This window comes from Roseococcus sp. (genome assembly GCF_965227005.1).
Taxonomy (GTDB): Bacteria; Pseudomonadota; Alphaproteobacteria; order Acetobacterales; family Acetobacteraceae; genus Roseococcus.
On sequence record NZ_CBDDFJ010000037.1, the window covers coordinates 222581 to 237251 of the forward strand.

General features: G+C 68.0%; 15 protein-coding genes. 5 read left to right on the forward strand and 10 right to left on the reverse strand.

What is annotated here, in order from left to right:
- Positions 1-7: 7 nt before the first annotated feature.
- Positions 8-718 carry a substrate-binding domain-containing protein gene (locus ACO057_RS20825; RefSeq protein WP_421995072.1) on the reverse strand — a complete coding sequence of 237 codons (711 nt, stop codon included), beginning with the start codon at positions 716-718 and terminating at the stop codon, positions 8-10.
- A gap of 143 nt (positions 719-861) precedes the next feature.
- Between ACO057_RS20825 and ACO057_RS20830 the strand changes: the two genes are divergently transcribed.
- A complete protein-coding gene (locus ACO057_RS20830) occupies positions 862-1527 on the forward strand; it encodes an aspartate/glutamate racemase family protein (protein WP_421995074.1) in 666 nt (221 codons plus the stop codon).
- 62 nt (positions 1528-1589) lie between these two features.
- Here ACO057_RS20830 and ACO057_RS20835 read toward each other — a convergent pair whose 3' ends face one another.
- The 3 genes from ACO057_RS20835 to ACO057_RS20845 form a co-directional block, all read right to left on the reverse strand.
- Entirely contained in the window at positions 1590-2177 is a 588-nt protein-coding gene (locus ACO057_RS20835) for an amidohydrolase family protein (protein ID WP_421995076.1), read from the reverse strand.
- A gap of 28 nt (positions 2178-2205) precedes the next feature.
- Entirely contained in the window at positions 2206-2403 is a 198-nt protein-coding gene (locus ACO057_RS20840) for a hypothetical protein (protein ID WP_421995078.1), read from the reverse strand.
- Between the two features lie 207 nt (positions 2404-2610).
- Positions 2611-2880, reverse strand: a complete 270-nt coding sequence (locus ACO057_RS20845) for an amidohydrolase family protein (protein ID WP_421995080.1) — start codon at positions 2878-2880, stop codon at positions 2611-2613.
- A gap of 213 nt (positions 2881-3093) precedes the next feature.
- On the opposite strand from ACO057_RS20845, the gene ACO057_RS20850 reads away from it, so the two are divergent.
- Positions 3094-4071, forward strand: a complete 978-nt coding sequence (locus ACO057_RS20850) for a LysR substrate-binding domain-containing protein (protein ID WP_421995082.1) — start codon at positions 3094-3096, stop codon at positions 4069-4071.
- A 10-nt stretch (positions 4072-4081) separates the two neighbouring features.
- Here the strand turns inward: ACO057_RS20850 and ACO057_RS20855 are convergent, their stop codons facing one another.
- From ACO057_RS20855 to ACO057_RS20880, 6 genes are all read right to left on the reverse strand, one after another.
- On the reverse strand, positions 4082-4225 hold the full coding sequence (locus ACO057_RS20855) for a hypothetical protein (RefSeq protein WP_421995084.1): 144 nt from the start codon (positions 4223-4225) through the stop codon (positions 4082-4084).
- Positions 4226-4367: 142 nt separating this feature from the next.
- A complete protein-coding gene (locus tag ACO057_RS20860; RefSeq protein ID WP_421995086.1) occupies positions 4368-5663 on the reverse strand; it encodes an ABC transporter substrate-binding protein in 1296 nt (431 codons plus the stop codon).
- A gap of 44 nt (positions 5664-5707) precedes the next feature.
- The gene (locus tag ACO057_RS20865; protein ID WP_421995088.1) at positions 5708-7096 is read right to left on the reverse strand and encodes an amidohydrolase family protein; all 1389 of its coding nucleotides are present in this window, start codon (positions 7094-7096) and stop codon (positions 5708-5710) included.
- A complete protein-coding gene (locus ACO057_RS20870) occupies positions 7096-8670 on the reverse strand; it encodes an ABC transporter substrate-binding protein (protein ID WP_421995090.1) in 1575 nt (524 codons plus the stop codon). The genes ACO057_RS20865 and ACO057_RS20870 overlap by 1 nt, the downstream gene beginning before the upstream one ends.
- A 14-nt stretch (positions 8671-8684) precedes the next feature.
- Positions 8685-10079 (reverse strand): amidohydrolase family protein, encoded by a 1395-nt coding sequence (locus ACO057_RS20875; protein ID WP_421995092.1) that lies wholly within the window; start codon positions 10077-10079, stop codon positions 8685-8687.
- Positions 10080-10397: 318 nt separating this feature from the next.
- Positions 10398-11387 carry a Bug family tripartite tricarboxylate transporter substrate binding protein gene (locus tag ACO057_RS20880; RefSeq protein ID WP_421995094.1) on the reverse strand — a complete coding sequence of 330 codons (990 nt, stop codon included), beginning with the start codon at positions 11385-11387 and terminating at the stop codon, positions 10398-10400.
- Positions 11388-11762: 375 nt separating this feature from the next.
- On the opposite strand from ACO057_RS20880, the gene ACO057_RS20885 reads away from it, so the two are divergent.
- The 3 genes from ACO057_RS20885 to ACO057_RS20895 are packed head-to-tail and all read left to right on the forward strand — an operon-like array spanning position 11763 to position 14501.
- The gene (locus ACO057_RS20885) at positions 11763-12752 is read left to right on the forward strand and encodes an amidohydrolase family protein (protein WP_421995095.1); all 990 of its coding nucleotides are present in this window, start codon (positions 11763-11765) and stop codon (positions 12750-12752) included.
- Between the two features lie 19 nt (positions 12753-12771).
- Entirely contained in the window at positions 12772-13716 is a 945-nt protein-coding gene (locus ACO057_RS20890; protein ID WP_421995097.1) for an SDR family NAD(P)-dependent oxidoreductase, read from the forward strand.
- Between the two features lie 26 nt (positions 13717-13742).
- Entirely contained in the window at positions 13743-14501 is a 759-nt protein-coding gene (locus ACO057_RS20895) for an SDR family oxidoreductase (protein WP_421995099.1), read from the forward strand.
- Positions 14502-14671: the final 170 nt, after the last annotated feature.

The window sequence follows — 14671 nt, forward strand, 5'->3', positions numbered from 1 at the left end:
CGCCGGGTCAGCCCGCGGGGTCGACGCCGCTCGCCAGATAGGCGGCGTTCGCGGCCTCGCCCGTCAGCCCGTCCAGGAAGGCCTGCGCGGCGGCGCGCTGCGTCGAGGAGGTCATCATCGCCGCCGAGAAGGAGGAGACCTGCTGCAGCTCCTCGGGGTATTTGCCGACCACCTCGATGCCGTCCACGACCAGCAGCTCGCTCACCTGCTGCACGGCCAGATCCGCCTCGCCGGTCACCAGCTTCTCCGCCGTGAAGCCCGCGGGGATCACCGTGGCGCGGCCGCGCACCTCGTCGGCGATGCCGAGCTTCTGGATGACCGCCTCGAAGTGGATGCCGCTGGCGCCGGCCCGCGAATAGGCGACGGAGCGCGCGCCCAGCAGGGCCGCGCGGAATTCCTCGACCGTGCCCACGGGCGGATGCGCCGCGCCGCGGGGGACCGCCACGCCGAGGCGCGAATGCGCCACCTCCACCCGCGTCGCCGGATTGACCAGGCCCTGCGCGACCAGCTTGTCCATCGCGTCGCGGATGAGGACCAGCACATCCGCCTGCTCGCCGGCCGCGACCTGCGTCATGATGAGCGTGGTGGGCACCCAGGCGACGTCGATGCCGTTGCCGGTGCGGGCTTCGTAATCCGCCATGATGCCGCCCTCGAAGGCGCCGCGCACGGCGAGGCCGGAGAGGATCCGCAGCGTCACGCCCGATGCCGATGTCGTCATGGTCCTGGTTTCCTCCGAGGGGATTGCTTGCCTTCCGACGACCACAAGCGCCGGTTCCGGTCAAGCCGGACCGCTTCCGGGAGCGTGGCTTTGACGGCATAACGGCGGCGACGAGTCCAAGCGTCCATCCAGGAAGGTGTCCCATGCCGCGCATCGTGCTTCTCCACGCAACGCCCGTCGCCATGCAGCCGATCCAGTCGGCTTTCGCCGAGCGCTGGCCCGAGGCGGAAACCGTCAACCTGCTCGATGACGGCCTCTCGATCGACCGCGCGCGCGACCCCGATCTGACCGAGGCGATGATCGAGCGCTTCGTGGCCTTCGGCACCTATGGCTACAACATGGGCGCGGACGGCATCCTCGTGACCTGCTCGGCCTTCGGCCCGGCCATCGATCGCCTGATCGCCGCCCTGCCGATCCCGGTGCTCAAGCCCAACGAGGCGATGTTCCAGGCCGCCATCGCCCAGGGGAGCCGCATCGGCATGCTGGCGACCTTCGGCCCCTCCGTCGGGACCATGACCGATGAGTTCGACGAATTCGTCGCGCGCAGCGGCAAGCCGGCGAGCCTGGACACGGTGCTCGTGGCGGATGCGATCGCGCTGCTGAAGGGCGGGGATGTGGAATCCCACAACCGCCTGGTCGCCGCGCGCGCGCCGGAGCTGGGGCAGCACGACGCCGTCATGCTCGCGCATTTCTCGACCTCGCGCGCGGCCGAGGCGGTGCGCGCGGTGGTCGGCGTCCCGGTGCTGACGGCGCCGCATGCGGCGGTCGACCGCATGCGCGCGATGGTCGAGGCGCGCGTCGCGGCCTGAGACGGAATCGGGTGCGGGCAGATCACCGTCAGCGGGAATTGAACCCCGGGCTTTCCGCGGTCCTAGGAGGACGCCGGAAACGGCCTCAGCCCCGCCGGGCGCTCGTATTGCGGGTTCTCGGCGAACAGGCGTGACCAGGCCCGATCCGCGATCTCCTCGGCCTCGCGGATCACCTTCGCCTCGTCGAGGGTCAGCACCTTGCCTTCGCGCATGATCCAGCGTCCGTCGACCATGACGTCCTCGACGTCGCTGGCCTGGCCCTGGTGGACGAAGACCGAGACGGCCCGCAGGAACGGGGCGAGATGCGCCCGGTCCACCCGGATCATGATCAGGTCCGCCAGATTGCCCTCCGCCAGCCATCCGGCCTGCGGGACGCCCATGGCGCGGTAGCCGTTGCGGGTCGCCCAGCGCAGCGCCTCCTCGGGCGTGGGATTGCGCCCATCGCGGCGGCGGACGCGTTCCATGAACAGGCCGGTGCGCATCACCTCGACCATGTCCTCGGCCATGTTGTCGGACCCCATGCCGACATTGCACCCGGCATCGACGAGCTCGCAGACGCGAGGGCTGAGGCCGCGGCGGGCCGCGATGGCCGAGTTGAAGGCCACATTGACGCGATGGCGCCCCAGGATGCCCTCCTCCTCCGAGGTCATGCAGCGGCAATGCGCGGCGACCAACCGGTCATTGAGGAAGCCGATGCTCTCCCAGGAACTGGCTCGGCAGCATGTTGTGATGCGCCTGTACGGCAGCGACCTCGCCCCAGATCTGGTTGAGATGGATCGTGCCGATGGTGTCCAGCCGATCCTGCAGCGACCGAAGCTCGCGCAGCAACTCGGGCGAGCACATGTCCGGCGCCCAGGCCGAGACGCCCACGCGCACGCGGCCCTCTCCAGCGCCGTTCCAGCGTTCGTTGCAGGCGCTCGATGCGCTTCACCCCGGCGGCGCCCAGTGCGGCGTCCCGCCGGAACTCCGAGGGGTCGCCGATCGAGCCGCCGACGCGGTCCCAGGCGCGCTCGGCGAGCACCAGGCGCAGGCCGGTTCCCACCATGTCGTCCGCATAGTTCTCGATATTCACCGCGTCCTCGATCAGCGCGGGTGGGTCCCGGAGCGGATGGCCTCCAACGCGCCGAGCCGACCACATCGCCGCCTGCTCGGCCGGGGGAGAGGGAAGGCAAGGGGATGGGGCGAGAGGCCGCCACAGAAGGGAGGCTCGTGCGGCGGCGAGAGATCCTCGAAGACGCCACGGGCCAGCGTCATCACCAGATGGGTGTGGATATTGGCGAAGCCGGGGAAGATCGCGCGTCCCGTGGCATCGATCGTCTCGGCTTGGGGAAAGCGCCTGGGCGAGCTCGGCATCGGGCCCGATGGCCGCAATGCGATTGCCGGAGATCGCGATCGCTGCCCGGTAGTGGATGGTGTCGGCCTCGTCGCCCGTCACGATCGTTGCATTGCGGATCAGGAGTGTCATGGTCGCCACCTCATTCTTGTTTTCGCGTCCGGAAGCCGTGGACGTCCTTGTTGTTGCCGGTAAACAGGAAATCCGCCGTCCAGCAGCAGAGGCTGAATGTCTTGAATCTCCGAGCCCTGGCCCTGTTTCGCGAGATCTTCTGGTCCGGGAGCATCACGGGTGGAGCGACCCGCCTGGGTGTCTCGCAACCCTCGGCCAGCCGCATGCTGCGGCATCTCGAAGAGCAGATCGGCTATGCGCTGTTCAAGCGCGCGGAGGGCCGTATCCGGCCCACGCACGAAGCGCAGGTCCTGATCCATGACGTGGACCAGATATTCCTCCGCGTCGAACAGGCGAACGCCGTGGCACGAAGGCTGGGACGTGGCGGCGCCGAGCGTATGGCTGTCGTCTGCGTTCACATGCTCGCGACCGTGCTTCCCCGCGTGATGGGGCGGCTGCACCGGATGTTTCCGGAGCTCGAGCTGGAGCTCGACACGAAGGGCCAGGCCGGGCAGGTGAACGCGCTGCTGAGCCGCGGTGCGGACCTCGGCATCGCGACCGGACCGGAACCGCCCTCCAACCTGGCCTCCAGGATCTTCGGCCGTTCGCGAATGATGGCGGTGCTTCCCGCCTCGCATCCCCTTGCCTCCCGCGACGTCGTCAGGCTCGAGGACTATGCGGACCATCCCTGCATCATGGGCGCCGATCGCGATCCGCTGGGAAGCATGATGATGGGGCTGTTCCAGCAGCATGGCATCCGCCCCAACGTGAAGCTGACGATCGGTTCGCCGCTGTTCTGGTACGAGGCGGTCCGGACCTTCGGGCTCATCGGGGTGGCCGGTCCCATGACCATCTCGGCCATGGGCTCCCATCCCGACGTCGTCGTCCGACCGCTCGAACCAGCGCCCGACTACGCCATCTATGCGCTGTGGAATCCCGCGGCCGCGCCCAGCGCGGCGCGCGAACGACTCCTCAAGCTGCTGCAGGAAGAACTGCAGCCGCTGCTGACCGCCTCTCCCGCGGAAGCGCGTCCGGCCGAAGCGGCGAGGGACGCCGCCGGAGGGACGGCGTCCCGGAGTGGTGGGCGCGACACGCACTGACACGTAGCGCTCAGCCCTTCTCGATGTTCCAGTAGAAGACGGCGGGGGCGGGAATGAAGCCCCTGAGCTGCTCGCGATAGGCGATCGAGCTGCGGTACTGCCCGAGCGGGATGGTCGTCACGCTTTCGATATGCAGGCGATTCAGCTCCGTCATCAGCGCGCCTCGGGCGGGCGTCATCGGTCTCGAAGGCCCAGGCTTCCGAGAGCGTGCTGATCTGCGGGTTGCACGGCCAGCCGAAGCTCGCCTGCTCGCAGTTGGCGGACGAAGTTGTTCGTCAGCGGCGTCGAGATGCCGGTCATGGTGGCGTTGGTGGCATAGAGGTTCCACCCGCCCTGCGCGACGGGCGCGCGCGAGGAACGCCGCGCGACGAGGGGCGCTCCAATCCATCGCCAGCAAATTGACGTTCGCGCCGATCTTGCCGCAGCGCCTCCGCCAGCAGCAGGGCGCTGGGATGCAGCGTTGCGTTGTCCGCCGGATCCATAAGGAGGACCGGGCGACCATCATAGCCCGAGCCCGCAAACAGCGCGCGCGCCGCGTCCGGGTCGTAGGCCGGCCAGCCGAGCTCCGCGCGGCGCGCATCCTCTTCCGGCGTGCAGCCGAACACCGCCGCGCATTCCCGCCACGGGCTCTCGTCGCCGACCGTCGCCTGCATGAAATCCGACTGGCGGATCGCCATGAGCAGGGCGCGGCGGGCCTCGACCTTGTCGAAGGGAGGATGCAGATGGTTCAGCACCGCGAAGAGGCCGTAGCCGAGCGGATCATTGGCGGCGATCTTCACGCCGCGCGCGCGGCGCAGCATGCCCAGCAGATCGGGCGCCGGGGATTCGAGGACGTCGAATTCGCCCGTGGTCAGGCCGCTCGCGGCCGTCGCGGGATCGGGCGTGTAGACCATCTCCACCCGGTCGACCTTGACGACCTTGCCGCCCGCGGCCCGGCTCGCCGGCTCGGAGCGCGGAAGGTAGCGATCGAAGCGCTCATAGACGATCTTCGCGCCCGGCACCCATTCGCCGGCGACGAAGCGGAAGGGGCCGGAGCCGATCATCTCGCGGATCTGCGTGTTGGGCGAAGTCTGCGCCAGGCGCTCCGGCATCATGAAGGGCACGTTGCTGTCGATCTTGCCCAGCGCCTCCAGCACGAAGGCGACCGGCCGGCTCAGCACGAGGCGGAAGCTCAGCGCGTTCACGGCCTCGAGCGAGGTGGTGACCGACATCAGCGCCTGGCCCATGCCGTCGCGCGCGCCCCAGCGGCGAATGGAGGCGACGCAGTCCGCGGCGCGCACCGGCCCGCCGTCGTGCCAGAGCATTCCGGAGCGCAGGGTGAAGTTCCAGGTCAGCCCATCGGGGCTGGCATCGTAGCTGTCCACCATCTGGGGGCGCGGCACGCCCTGCTCGTCCAGGCCGAACAGCGTGTCCCAAACAAGGTAGCCGTGGTTGCGCGTGATATAGGCCGTGGTCCAGATCGGATCGAGGATACGCAGGTCGCCGATCGGCACGGCGCGGATCACGCGCCTCGTCTGCGCGGAGGTTCGCGCGGGCAGCAGCGCCGGGCTCATCAAGGCGCCGAGAACGATGTCTCTTCGGGCAATGGCCATCCTTGGTCTCCTTATCGGGTCAGGCGGGCATGACGCCCACAATATTACGGCGCGGGGCTGAAGCCCGGAGGAACTTCCAATTCGGGGCGCGCTGCGAAAAGACGCGCCCAGGCGCGGCGCGCGACGAGATCCGCCTCGGCGACAATGGCAGCCTCGTCCATGGTCAGCACCTCGCCGTCGCGCATGATCCAGGCGCCGTCCACCATCACCGACTGCACATCCGAAGCCTGGCCCTGATGCACGAAGTTGGAGACGAGGCGCAGGCGCGGCACGAGATGCGGGCGGTCGGTGCGCAGGACGACCAGGTCGGCCTTCATGCCCGGTGCGAGCGTGCCGCCATCCGCGACACCCATCGCGCGATAGCCGTTCCGCGTGGCCCAGCCGAGCGCTTCCTCCGGCGTGGGCTCCCGCCCGTCGCTGCGGCGGACGCGCTCCATGAACATGGCGGTCCGCGTCGCCTCCACCATGTCCTCGGCCATGTTGTCGGTGCCGATGGAAATGTTGCATCCCGCCTCCTGCAGCGCGGCGATGCGCGGGCTCAGGCCGCGACGGGCCGCCATGCAGGAATTGAAGGCGACGGAAGCGCCGGAACGGCCGAGCAGCTCCTCCTCGCGGGGCACCATGCAGCGACAATGCGCCGCGATCAGGCGGTCGTTGAGGAAGCCCTCGGCATGCAGGTATTCGGTGGGCAGGCATTTGCGCTCGCGCCGCACCGCCTCGACTTCACCCCAGAGCTGGTTGAGGTGGATGGTGCAGCGCGCGTCCAGTTTCTCGCTGAGTCCCGAGAGGCGGTTGAGCAGGCGCGGCGAGCACATGTCCGGCGCCCAGGCCGCGAGGCCGACGGCGACCCGGCCGCCACGCGCGCCGTTCCACTCCTCGTGCAGCCGGGAGATGCGTTCGAGACCCGCATCGGCCAGCGCCTCCGAGGCCTCGAAAGGCTCCATCCCGCCGATATTGCCGACGGCCTTGTCCCAGGCTCGCTCGGCCAGCAACAGGCGCAGGCCGGTATCGGCCAGTGGCCCGGCATAGCGGGCGATCCCGATATTGTCCTCCAGCAGCGCCGTCGTGCCGCTGCGGATCGCCTCCAGCGCGCCGAGCTGGCACATCACCATGTGCTCCTCGTCGGAGAGGCGAGGCAGCGGAAGCCGGTTCACCGCATCGAAGGGCGGGGCATTGGGCGAAGACATGTCCTCGAAAATGCCGCGCGCCAGGGTCAGATGCAGGTGGGTGTGCGTATTGGCGAAGCCGGGCATCACGGCCCTGTTTCGCCCGTCCACCATCGTGGCGTGGGGATAGCGGCTTTTCAGTTCCTCCGTGGCGCCGATCGCGGCGATCCGGTCGCCCTCGATCGCGATCGACGCGCCGTGGTGGACGCTGCCATCCGCATCCGCCGTGACGATGGTCGCGTCATGGATGAGGATGGCAGGGGTCATCAGCGCGCGGCGGGCCGAAGGGACATGGCCATCGTCCGCTCGTCGTTGCGGCCTTCGTAGACCAGGCCCGCGCGCGACGCCCACAGATTGACCTGATGATGCAGCGGCAGGATCGCGCGGTCGCCGATCGCGATCCGGGTAGCCTGGCGATAGAGGTCCTCGCGCCCGGCGGGATCGAGCGTTGCCAGGGCCTGGCCGAGCAGCCCGTCCACGGCGGCATTGCTGTAGCCGGACCGGTTGGAGGCCCCACGGCCGCGACTTGCATCCCGCGTGGCGACGAGATTGGCGAGCGGGCTGTCCGCCTCGCCCGTGCCGGTGCCCCAGCCGAGTAGGCCGACGCTGAACTCGTTGCGGGCCGAGCGGGTGAAGTAGGTGCTGGAGGGCAGCGCCTCGATCCGCGTCCGCACGCCGATGCGGGTCCACATCTGGGCCACGGCCTGCAGGATCTGGGCGTCGTTCACATAGCGGTCGTTCGGGCCGTGCAGCGTGATGCTGAAGCCGTCCGGGAAGCCCGCCTCCGCGAGCAGGCGGCGCGCGCCCGCCGGGTCATGCGCCTCCGGCCGCAGGGACGGATCGCTGCCCATGGCGCCGTCGGGCAGGAACTGGCCGGAAGGCGAGGCCTGGCCGTCCATCACCTGCGCGACGATGCCGGCGCGGTTGATGGCCATGGACAGCGCCTGGCGCACGCGCGGGTCGCGCAGCGGGTTCGAGGCCAGGGGGGTGCCGCGATGGTCGGTGACGAAGGGCGTCTCCTCGCGCAGGAGATCGAGATGCAGATAGATGTTCCGCACGCCGGGCTTGCTGAAGACCACCAGGCGGCGGTCGTCGCTGATGCTGCGCGTGTCCCGTGTCGGCACCTGGTCGATCAGGTCCGCGTCGCCGGCCTTCAGCGCCGCGATGCGCGCGCTGTCATTGGCGATGAGGCGGACCGTCACGCGATTCCAGGGCTGCGCGGGGCCCCACCACTGGTCATTGCGCTGGAAGACCGCACGATCTCCCGCCGTGTAGGACACCAGGCGATAGGGACCAGTGCCGATGGCGGCGCGGCCGCTGTTGTAGTCGGAGGTCGTGGCGCCATCGCCCTGGCGCCGGCCGATCATCGGCAGGGCGGCCATGAAGGCCGGAATCAGCGGCGCGGGCGCGGTGGTGACGATGCGGACCGTCTGCGGATTGACCACCACCACTTCCTGCACGGGGCGGGTGTAGATGGCATAGCCACCAGGCCCGCTTCGCAGCGCCGAGACCCTGGCGAGGGTGAAGGCCACGTCGTCCGCGGTGAAAGGCGTACCGTCATGGAAGCGGGCGTCGTCCCGCAGGCGGAACTCCCAGACATTCGGCGCCACGGCCGACCAGGAGACAGCCAGGGCGGCCTCCGGGCGCAGGTTGGCGTCGGGGTTCACCAGGCGGTCGAAGAGATGCTGGGTGAGCGCGCTGTTGGGCGTGAGGTTGTGGTAGTGCGGATCGAGCGAGGTGAAGGCCCCGCCGACCGCGATGGTGACGTCATTGGCCGAGGCCGGCAGGGCCCAGAGCCCTGCCGAAAGGAGGGCGGCAAGGCCGATCTTGGAGGAGGACATATCCGCGCTGCGCCTCAGACGTTCATCCAGGTGATGCCGCCGGGCGGCGGCGGAATATCGGCGTTCTTGGCCATCATCCGCTTCCAGACGCGCTCGGTGACCTTCTGCGATTCCTGCAGCAGGAACGCCTCGTCCAGGCACAGGACCTTGCGGTCGCGCATGAGGAAATTGCCGTCCGTCATCACCGAATGGACGATGCCCGGGTGGCCGTAATGTACGATGTTCGAGACGAGCCGGATGATCGGGCGCATCGCCGGCACGTTGAGGTCGATGATGGTGAGGTCGGCCTTCTTGCCCGGCTCGATCGACCCGATCTCGGCCGAGGCGCCGACCGACTGCGCCGCATTGCGCGTGATGCCGTCCAGCAGGGCCTGGGGCTGCGGATTGACGCCGCCTTCCTTGTCGCGGCCACGGCCGCCCCGGTGCAGGATCAGGCCGATCTTCAGCGCGTGGAACATGTCCTCGGTCATGTTGTCCGTGCCGATCGCGACGTTGATGCCCGCGTCGCGGATCAGGCCGATGGGCGTCGTATGCGGCCCCCGGCGCGAGGAATTCGCGGGGCAATGCACCATCTGCGTTCCACGCGCGGCGAGGAGCTCGACGTCGGAGGGGGTGCAATAGGTCCAGTGGGCGCCGACCAGATCGGGGCCGAGGAAGCCTTCGCGGTCCAGATATTCTGCCGGGGTCAGGCCGTAGGCGGCCTTGACCGCATCGATCTCCTCGGTGCTCTGGGCGAGGTGCACGGTGCGGGTCAGGTCGTGCTTGCGCGCGAGCTGCATCAGCTGATCGAGCATCCAGGGCGAGCAGTTGTCCGGCGCGTGGGCGGCGATCTGGATGCGCAGGCGGTCATTATGCGTACCGTGATAAGCCTCGATCCCCTGGATCGTGCGATCCAGGAAGACCTGCCCGAACTCGCGGTCCACCGAATAGTCGCCCTGGCGGATCTTGAGCGTGTTGATGTCGGCGCAGTTCTCCGAGACCCACAGGCGCAGGCCGGTCGCGGCCATGGCGTCGACATAGGTCGGGACATGGCGGAACGGATCGACCAGCGTCGCGCAGCCGGCGCGGATCGCTTCCAGGCAGCCGAGCTGGACCATTATGGACCGTTCCTCGGGCGTCATCTCGTAGGAGACGGGCGACATGTAGCCGTAGACGGCATTGCCGTCCCAGTCCTCGACGGTGCCGCGAAGCACCGTCAGCGCGGTGTGCGTGTGCGCGTTGATGAAGCCGGGAAGCACGGCCAGGCCCTTGGCGGAAAAGCGCTCCAGATCGGGGTAGCTTGGCTCGATCTCGCTGGCCGGACCGACGGCCAGGATGCGATTCCCCCTGATGGCGATCGCCCCGTTCTCGATGATGCGACGTTCGTCGTCGCAGGTCATCACCACTGCATCGGAGATGAGGAGATCCATCGCTACTGCCTTCCTAATAGTCGAACCAGGTTCGAGTACGGCAGACCGGGCTGGATCGGCGGCCGTGACTCATGTCGGCCTGATTTTTGGGGGATGGACCCTATACGTCCAATGCGAAGATGAAGGGGGGATATAGCAGTACGCTATGGAGGCTCATGGAGCGGGGCCGGAAAAGACGCCCGGTATCCTCCGCTGGTATACGAGCCCTTCAGAGAGGGGGGCTTAGCCCCCCCTTATGCTATCAGGCGTGTTCCACGCCATGGGATGCTCCAGATTTCCCCACGGGATGCTTGGCAGCTGGAGCAATGTCGCGGCGTGTCAGTCCACCCCGATCCGGGCATCCCGCACCAAGGCGCCCCACTTGTTGAAGTCCGCGCTAATGCGCGAAGCAAAATGCTCTGCCCCCGGTGCACTGGCCTCAAACCCCATTCCCTGTAGTCGTTCGATCACAGCGGGATCCCGCACGATCGCGGACACCTCCTGGGAGATGCGATCCACGATCGGAGCGGGAGTGCGCACTGGCGTCATGAGGCCAAACCAGAAGGTGGTCTCGAAGCCCGGCACCGCGCTCTCGTTCACGGTAGGCACGTCGGGGAGCGAAGGTGAACGGCGCATGCCCGTCACGCCGAGCGCCCGGACCGTTCCTTCCCGGATGAAGCCACCCGCCGAGGCCAATGAGTCGAAGGCGATCTGCACGTCGTTGCGCATCAGCGCGGTGAGGCCCGCGGCGTTGCCCGCGAAGGGCACGAGCACGATGTCGAGCCCAGCGCTGCGATTGAACAGGGTGGCGGCGAGGTGGTTGGTCGTCCCCATTCCCGGATAGGCGACGTTGAGGCGCCCTGGATTGGCCCGCGCATAGGCGAGAAGACCCTGGAGATCCTGGAAGGGCACCTGCGGGTTGGCGATGAGGATCAGCGGCGCCTCGGTGAACATCGAGAGGGGCACGAGATCTCGGCGCGGATCGAAGGTGACGCTGCGGTTGATGTGCGGCGTGATGGTGATCGAGGAGGACGCATACAGGAGCGTGTGCCCGTCCGCCGTGGAGCGCATGACCGCCTCACTGCCGATCATGGTCCCTGCGCCGGGCCGGTTCTCGGCCACGACGGTCTGGCCCAGTCGACGCCCGAGTTCCTGCGCAAGGAGCCTGGCGCTGACATCCGTCGAGCCCCCAGGCGGGAAGGGGACGACGAGCCGGATGGGGCGGTCGGGGTAGATCTGAGCGGGCGCGGATCCCGCGCCGGGTCCGAAGACCGACGCCAGGACGGCCGTGGTCATCAACAAGCGCCGCATGCTGGGGCGTTGGAACATCTCGTTTCCTCCTCGTCGAACACTCTTAGCTCTCGGCCACCCTGATAGGGCCTTAGAGCTCGGGCATGATTCGACCGACCGATCGGTCGGTTGCCCTATCGGCTACATCAACCGGTCTTGCTCTGCAACGCAGTCTCTTCGCGAAATGATGCGACGGCGCTTCGTTTCGATGCCTTGCCGGAGCGATAAATACCTGCAAATCTCCCGACCAACCGATCGGTCGGTTGGTCGATGGCAGGCCGATCGCCGCAACAAGCGACACCATGGGAAGGAAATGCGAATGTGTGAGAACTGGCCCGACGCTGGCGGGAAGTCATCATAAGGATGATGCCGCCCGATCCCACGGCTGCAGAGTTCCCCGCCCCTCATGTTGCGGTGCGTCAGGAGTGGCTCAACGCCACGCACGAACCTATCCTCGATGCGCAGTTGCCTATTATCGATCCGCATCATCACATCTGGCATCGTCCGCACGAGCGCTACACGCCCGAGGACCTCAGGGATGACCTGAGGGACGGCCATAACATCACCGACACCGTCTTCGTCCAGTGCCGCTCGATGTATCGGGCAGACGGACCGTCCGCGCTGCGCCCCGTCGGTGAGACGGAGTTCGTGAACGCCGTGGCGGACGCCGCCGTGGCACATGGCGGTCCACGCATCGCGGCCGGCATCGTCAGCATGGCGGACCTCGTGCTGGGTGATGACGTGCGCCCGGTGCTGGAGGCGCATCTGGCGGCCGCCCCGCAGCGCCTGCGCGGCATCCGCAATATGACCACCTCGCATCCGGAGATCGTCTCCAGTTTCGGTCGCATCCCGCCGCAGCGCCTGCTCGATCCGGTGTTTCAGCGCGGCTTCTCGCACCTCGCGCCGCTCGGCCTCTCCTACGACGTCTGGGCCTATCACACCCAGCTCGACGAGGTACGTCAGCTCGCGGCGAGCTTCCCGCAGACGTCCATCATCCTCGATCACATCGGTGGCCCGCTCGGGATGGGTCTCTTCCGCAGCCAGCGGGACACCGTCTTCGCGGAATGGTCCGCCGCGATCCGCGCATTGGCGGCCTGCCCGAATGTCACCGTGAAGCTTGGCGGCTTTGGGATGCATCTCCTGGGCTTTGATTTCCACAAGGAATCCACGGCTCCGGATTCCCAAACGCTCGCCTCGGCGATCCGTCCCTATGTCGACACCTGCATCGAGGCTTTCGGCGCCGAGCGCTGCATGTTCGAGAGCAACTTCCCCGTGGACAAGGGCATGTTCTCGTACCGGGTGATGTGGAACGCCTTCAAGCGCCTGACCGCGGGCGCCACCGCGGCCGAACGGAGCGCGCTGTTCAGCGGCACGGCCGCGCGCGTCTACCGCCTCCCCCAATAAGCCTTTCGAGGATCATCACATGAGCCATACGGAGCTTCTCCGAGACAAGGTCGTCGTCATCACCGGTGGGGGCAGCGGCATCGGGCGGGAGCTCGCGCTCTTCATCGCTGCGCATGGCGGCAAGGTCGTCGTGAATGACCTGGGCACCTCGCCCTCCGGCGAGGGCGCCGATCTGAGTTCGGCCGAGACTGTCGTCAACGAGATCCGCGCGGCGGGTGGCGAAGCGGTCGCAAATGGCGACGACGTCTCCACCTGGGTCACCGCGCAGCGCATCATCGCCACCGCGATGGACGCCTACGGCCGCGTCGACGCCGTGGTGAACAGCGCGGGCGTCATGCGCCACGCGGCCTTCGAGCAGATGCCGCCCGAGGATTTCGACCTGGTGCTCAAGACGCATCTCAACGGTACCTTCTACGTCAGTCGCGCCGCTGCTCCCGTTTTCCAGGCGCAGAACAGCGGCGCCTATCTGCACATGTCCTCGACCACGGGGCTGATCGGCACGATGGGAGTCGCGAATTACGGATCGGCCAAGGCGGGCATCGCGGGGCTCTCGCGCCTCATCGCCTTCGACATGAAGCGCTACAACGTGCGCTCCAACTGCATGGCGCCCTCGGCCCGCAGCCGCCAATGGGAGCGCGTGAACGCCTTCCGTCAGGCGGAATTCGCGAAGACAGGCGCCAACACGGATTTCCGTCAGTTCCGCTCCACTCAGGGGACCGCCGCGCAGATCGCGCCGGTGGCGGCTTTCCTGCTGACCGATGGCGCGCGGGATATCACGGGGCAGATCATCGGCGTGCGTGGCAATGAGATTTACCTCTACAGCCAGCCGCGTCCGATCCGCAGCGTGCACCGTTCCGAAGGTTGGACGCTCGAAGGTCTGGAGGAGCAATTGGTCCAGGCCTTCCGGCCCAGCCTCACGCCGCTGGAGACCTATGGCGAGGTCTTCTCCTGGCCGACGATTTGATCCCGCCGCTAGGAAAGTACCGATCCATGGACAGCAAACGAACCGCCATCGTGACGGGTGCGGCGCGCGGGATGGGCCTCGCCATCGCCCGCCGCCTGGGCCAGGGCGGCCATCATGTCGTGCTGATCGATGTGCTGGCAGACGAGGTCGCGGCTGCGGCGGAAGCGCTTCGTTCGGAAGGGATCGACGCGACCGGGCTGCCGCTCGACCTGGGTGACGAAGCTCAGCGCGCCGCCCTGCCGCAGCGGCTCGGGGCGCGGTTCGAGTCGGTGGCCGTGCTGGTGAACAACGCGGCCATCTCCCCCAAGCGCGACGGCCGTCGCATCCCCGCCGGGGAAATCCCGCTCGATGAGTGGGAGCGGGTCGTTCAGATCAACCTGACCGCGCCGTTCCGGCTGATCCAGCTGTGCCTGCCGCCGATGCGGGCGCGGCGCTGGGGGCGCATCGTCAATATCGCCTCGCGTGCGGGCCGCTCGCCGGGCGGCGTGGCTGGCGCGCACTACGTTACGACCAAGACCGGGATCCTCGGCATGACCCGCGCCTTCGGCAAGGAGATCGCGAGTGATGGCGTGACGGTGAATGCCATCGCGCCCGGGCGCATCGAGACGCCGATGAGCGCGGGCTCCCCTCCTGAGGTGCTGGCTGGGGTGCTCAAGACCATTCCGGTGGGCCGCTTCGGCACACCTGAGGAGGTGGCGGCGCTGACCAGCTTCCTGGCTGGTGACGAGGCGGGGTTCATCACCGGTGCCACCTTCGACATCAACGGTGGCGTGCTGATGATTTAAGGGTGACCTCCGGGCCTGGTCGAAGAAGGCCGGGCCTGGAGCAACGCGATCCCTCTGCCCCAGGTGTCCCTGGGGATTCTGCCCGCTCACGGAGGGTCCGTGAGGCTGGCGAAGTGGGTGGGGAAAGGGCAGGCGATGAAAGCCGCCATGGGCTTCCCCATCACGGCCGA

What these genes read in the sequence shown, in the direction of transcription:
- ACO057_RS20870 (WP_421995090.1), bottom strand. Translation starts at nt 8,670, where the DNA reads ATGTCCTCCTCCAAGATCGGCCTTGCCGCCCTCCTTTCGGCAGGGCTC.
- ACO057_RS20830 (WP_421995074.1), top strand. Translation starts at nt 862, where the DNA reads ATGCCGCGCATCGTGCTTCTCCACGCAACGCCCGTCGCCATGCAGCCG.
- ACO057_RS20895 (WP_421995099.1), top strand. Translation starts at nt 13,743, where the DNA reads ATGGACAGCAAACGAACCGCCATCGTGACGGGTGCGGCGCGCGGGATG.
- ACO057_RS20835 (WP_421995076.1), bottom strand. Translation starts at nt 2,177, where the DNA reads ATGACCTCGGAGGAGGAGGGCATCCTGGGGCGCCATCGCGTCAATGTG.
- ACO057_RS20825 (WP_421995072.1), bottom strand. Translation starts at nt 718, where the DNA reads ATGACGACATCGGCATCGGGCGTGACGCTGCGGATCCTCTCCGGCCTC.
- ACO057_RS20860 (WP_421995086.1), bottom strand. Translation starts at nt 5,663, where the DNA reads ATGGCCATTGCCCGAAGAGACATCGTTCTCGGCGCCTTGATGAGCCCG.
- ACO057_RS20845 (WP_421995080.1), bottom strand. Translation starts at nt 2,880, where the DNA reads ATGCCGAGCTCGCCCAGGCGCTTTCCCCAAGCCGAGACGATCGATGCC.
- ACO057_RS20880 (WP_421995094.1), bottom strand. Translation starts at nt 11,387, where the DNA reads ATGTTCCAACGCCCCAGCATGCGGCGCTTGTTGATGACCACGGCCGTC.
- ACO057_RS20875 (WP_421995092.1), bottom strand. Translation starts at nt 10,079, where the DNA reads ATGGATCTCCTCATCTCCGATGCAGTGGTGATGACCTGCGACGACGAA.
- ACO057_RS20865 (WP_421995088.1), bottom strand. Translation starts at nt 7,096, where the DNA reads ATGACCCCTGCCATCCTCATCCATGACGCGACCATCGTCACGGCGGAT.
- ACO057_RS20855 (WP_421995084.1), bottom strand. Translation starts at nt 4,225, where the DNA reads ATGACGGAGCTGAATCGCCTGCATATCGAAAGCGTGACGACCATCCCG.
- ACO057_RS20890 (WP_421995097.1), top strand. Translation starts at nt 12,772, where the DNA reads ATGAGCCATACGGAGCTTCTCCGAGACAAGGTCGTCGTCATCACCGGT.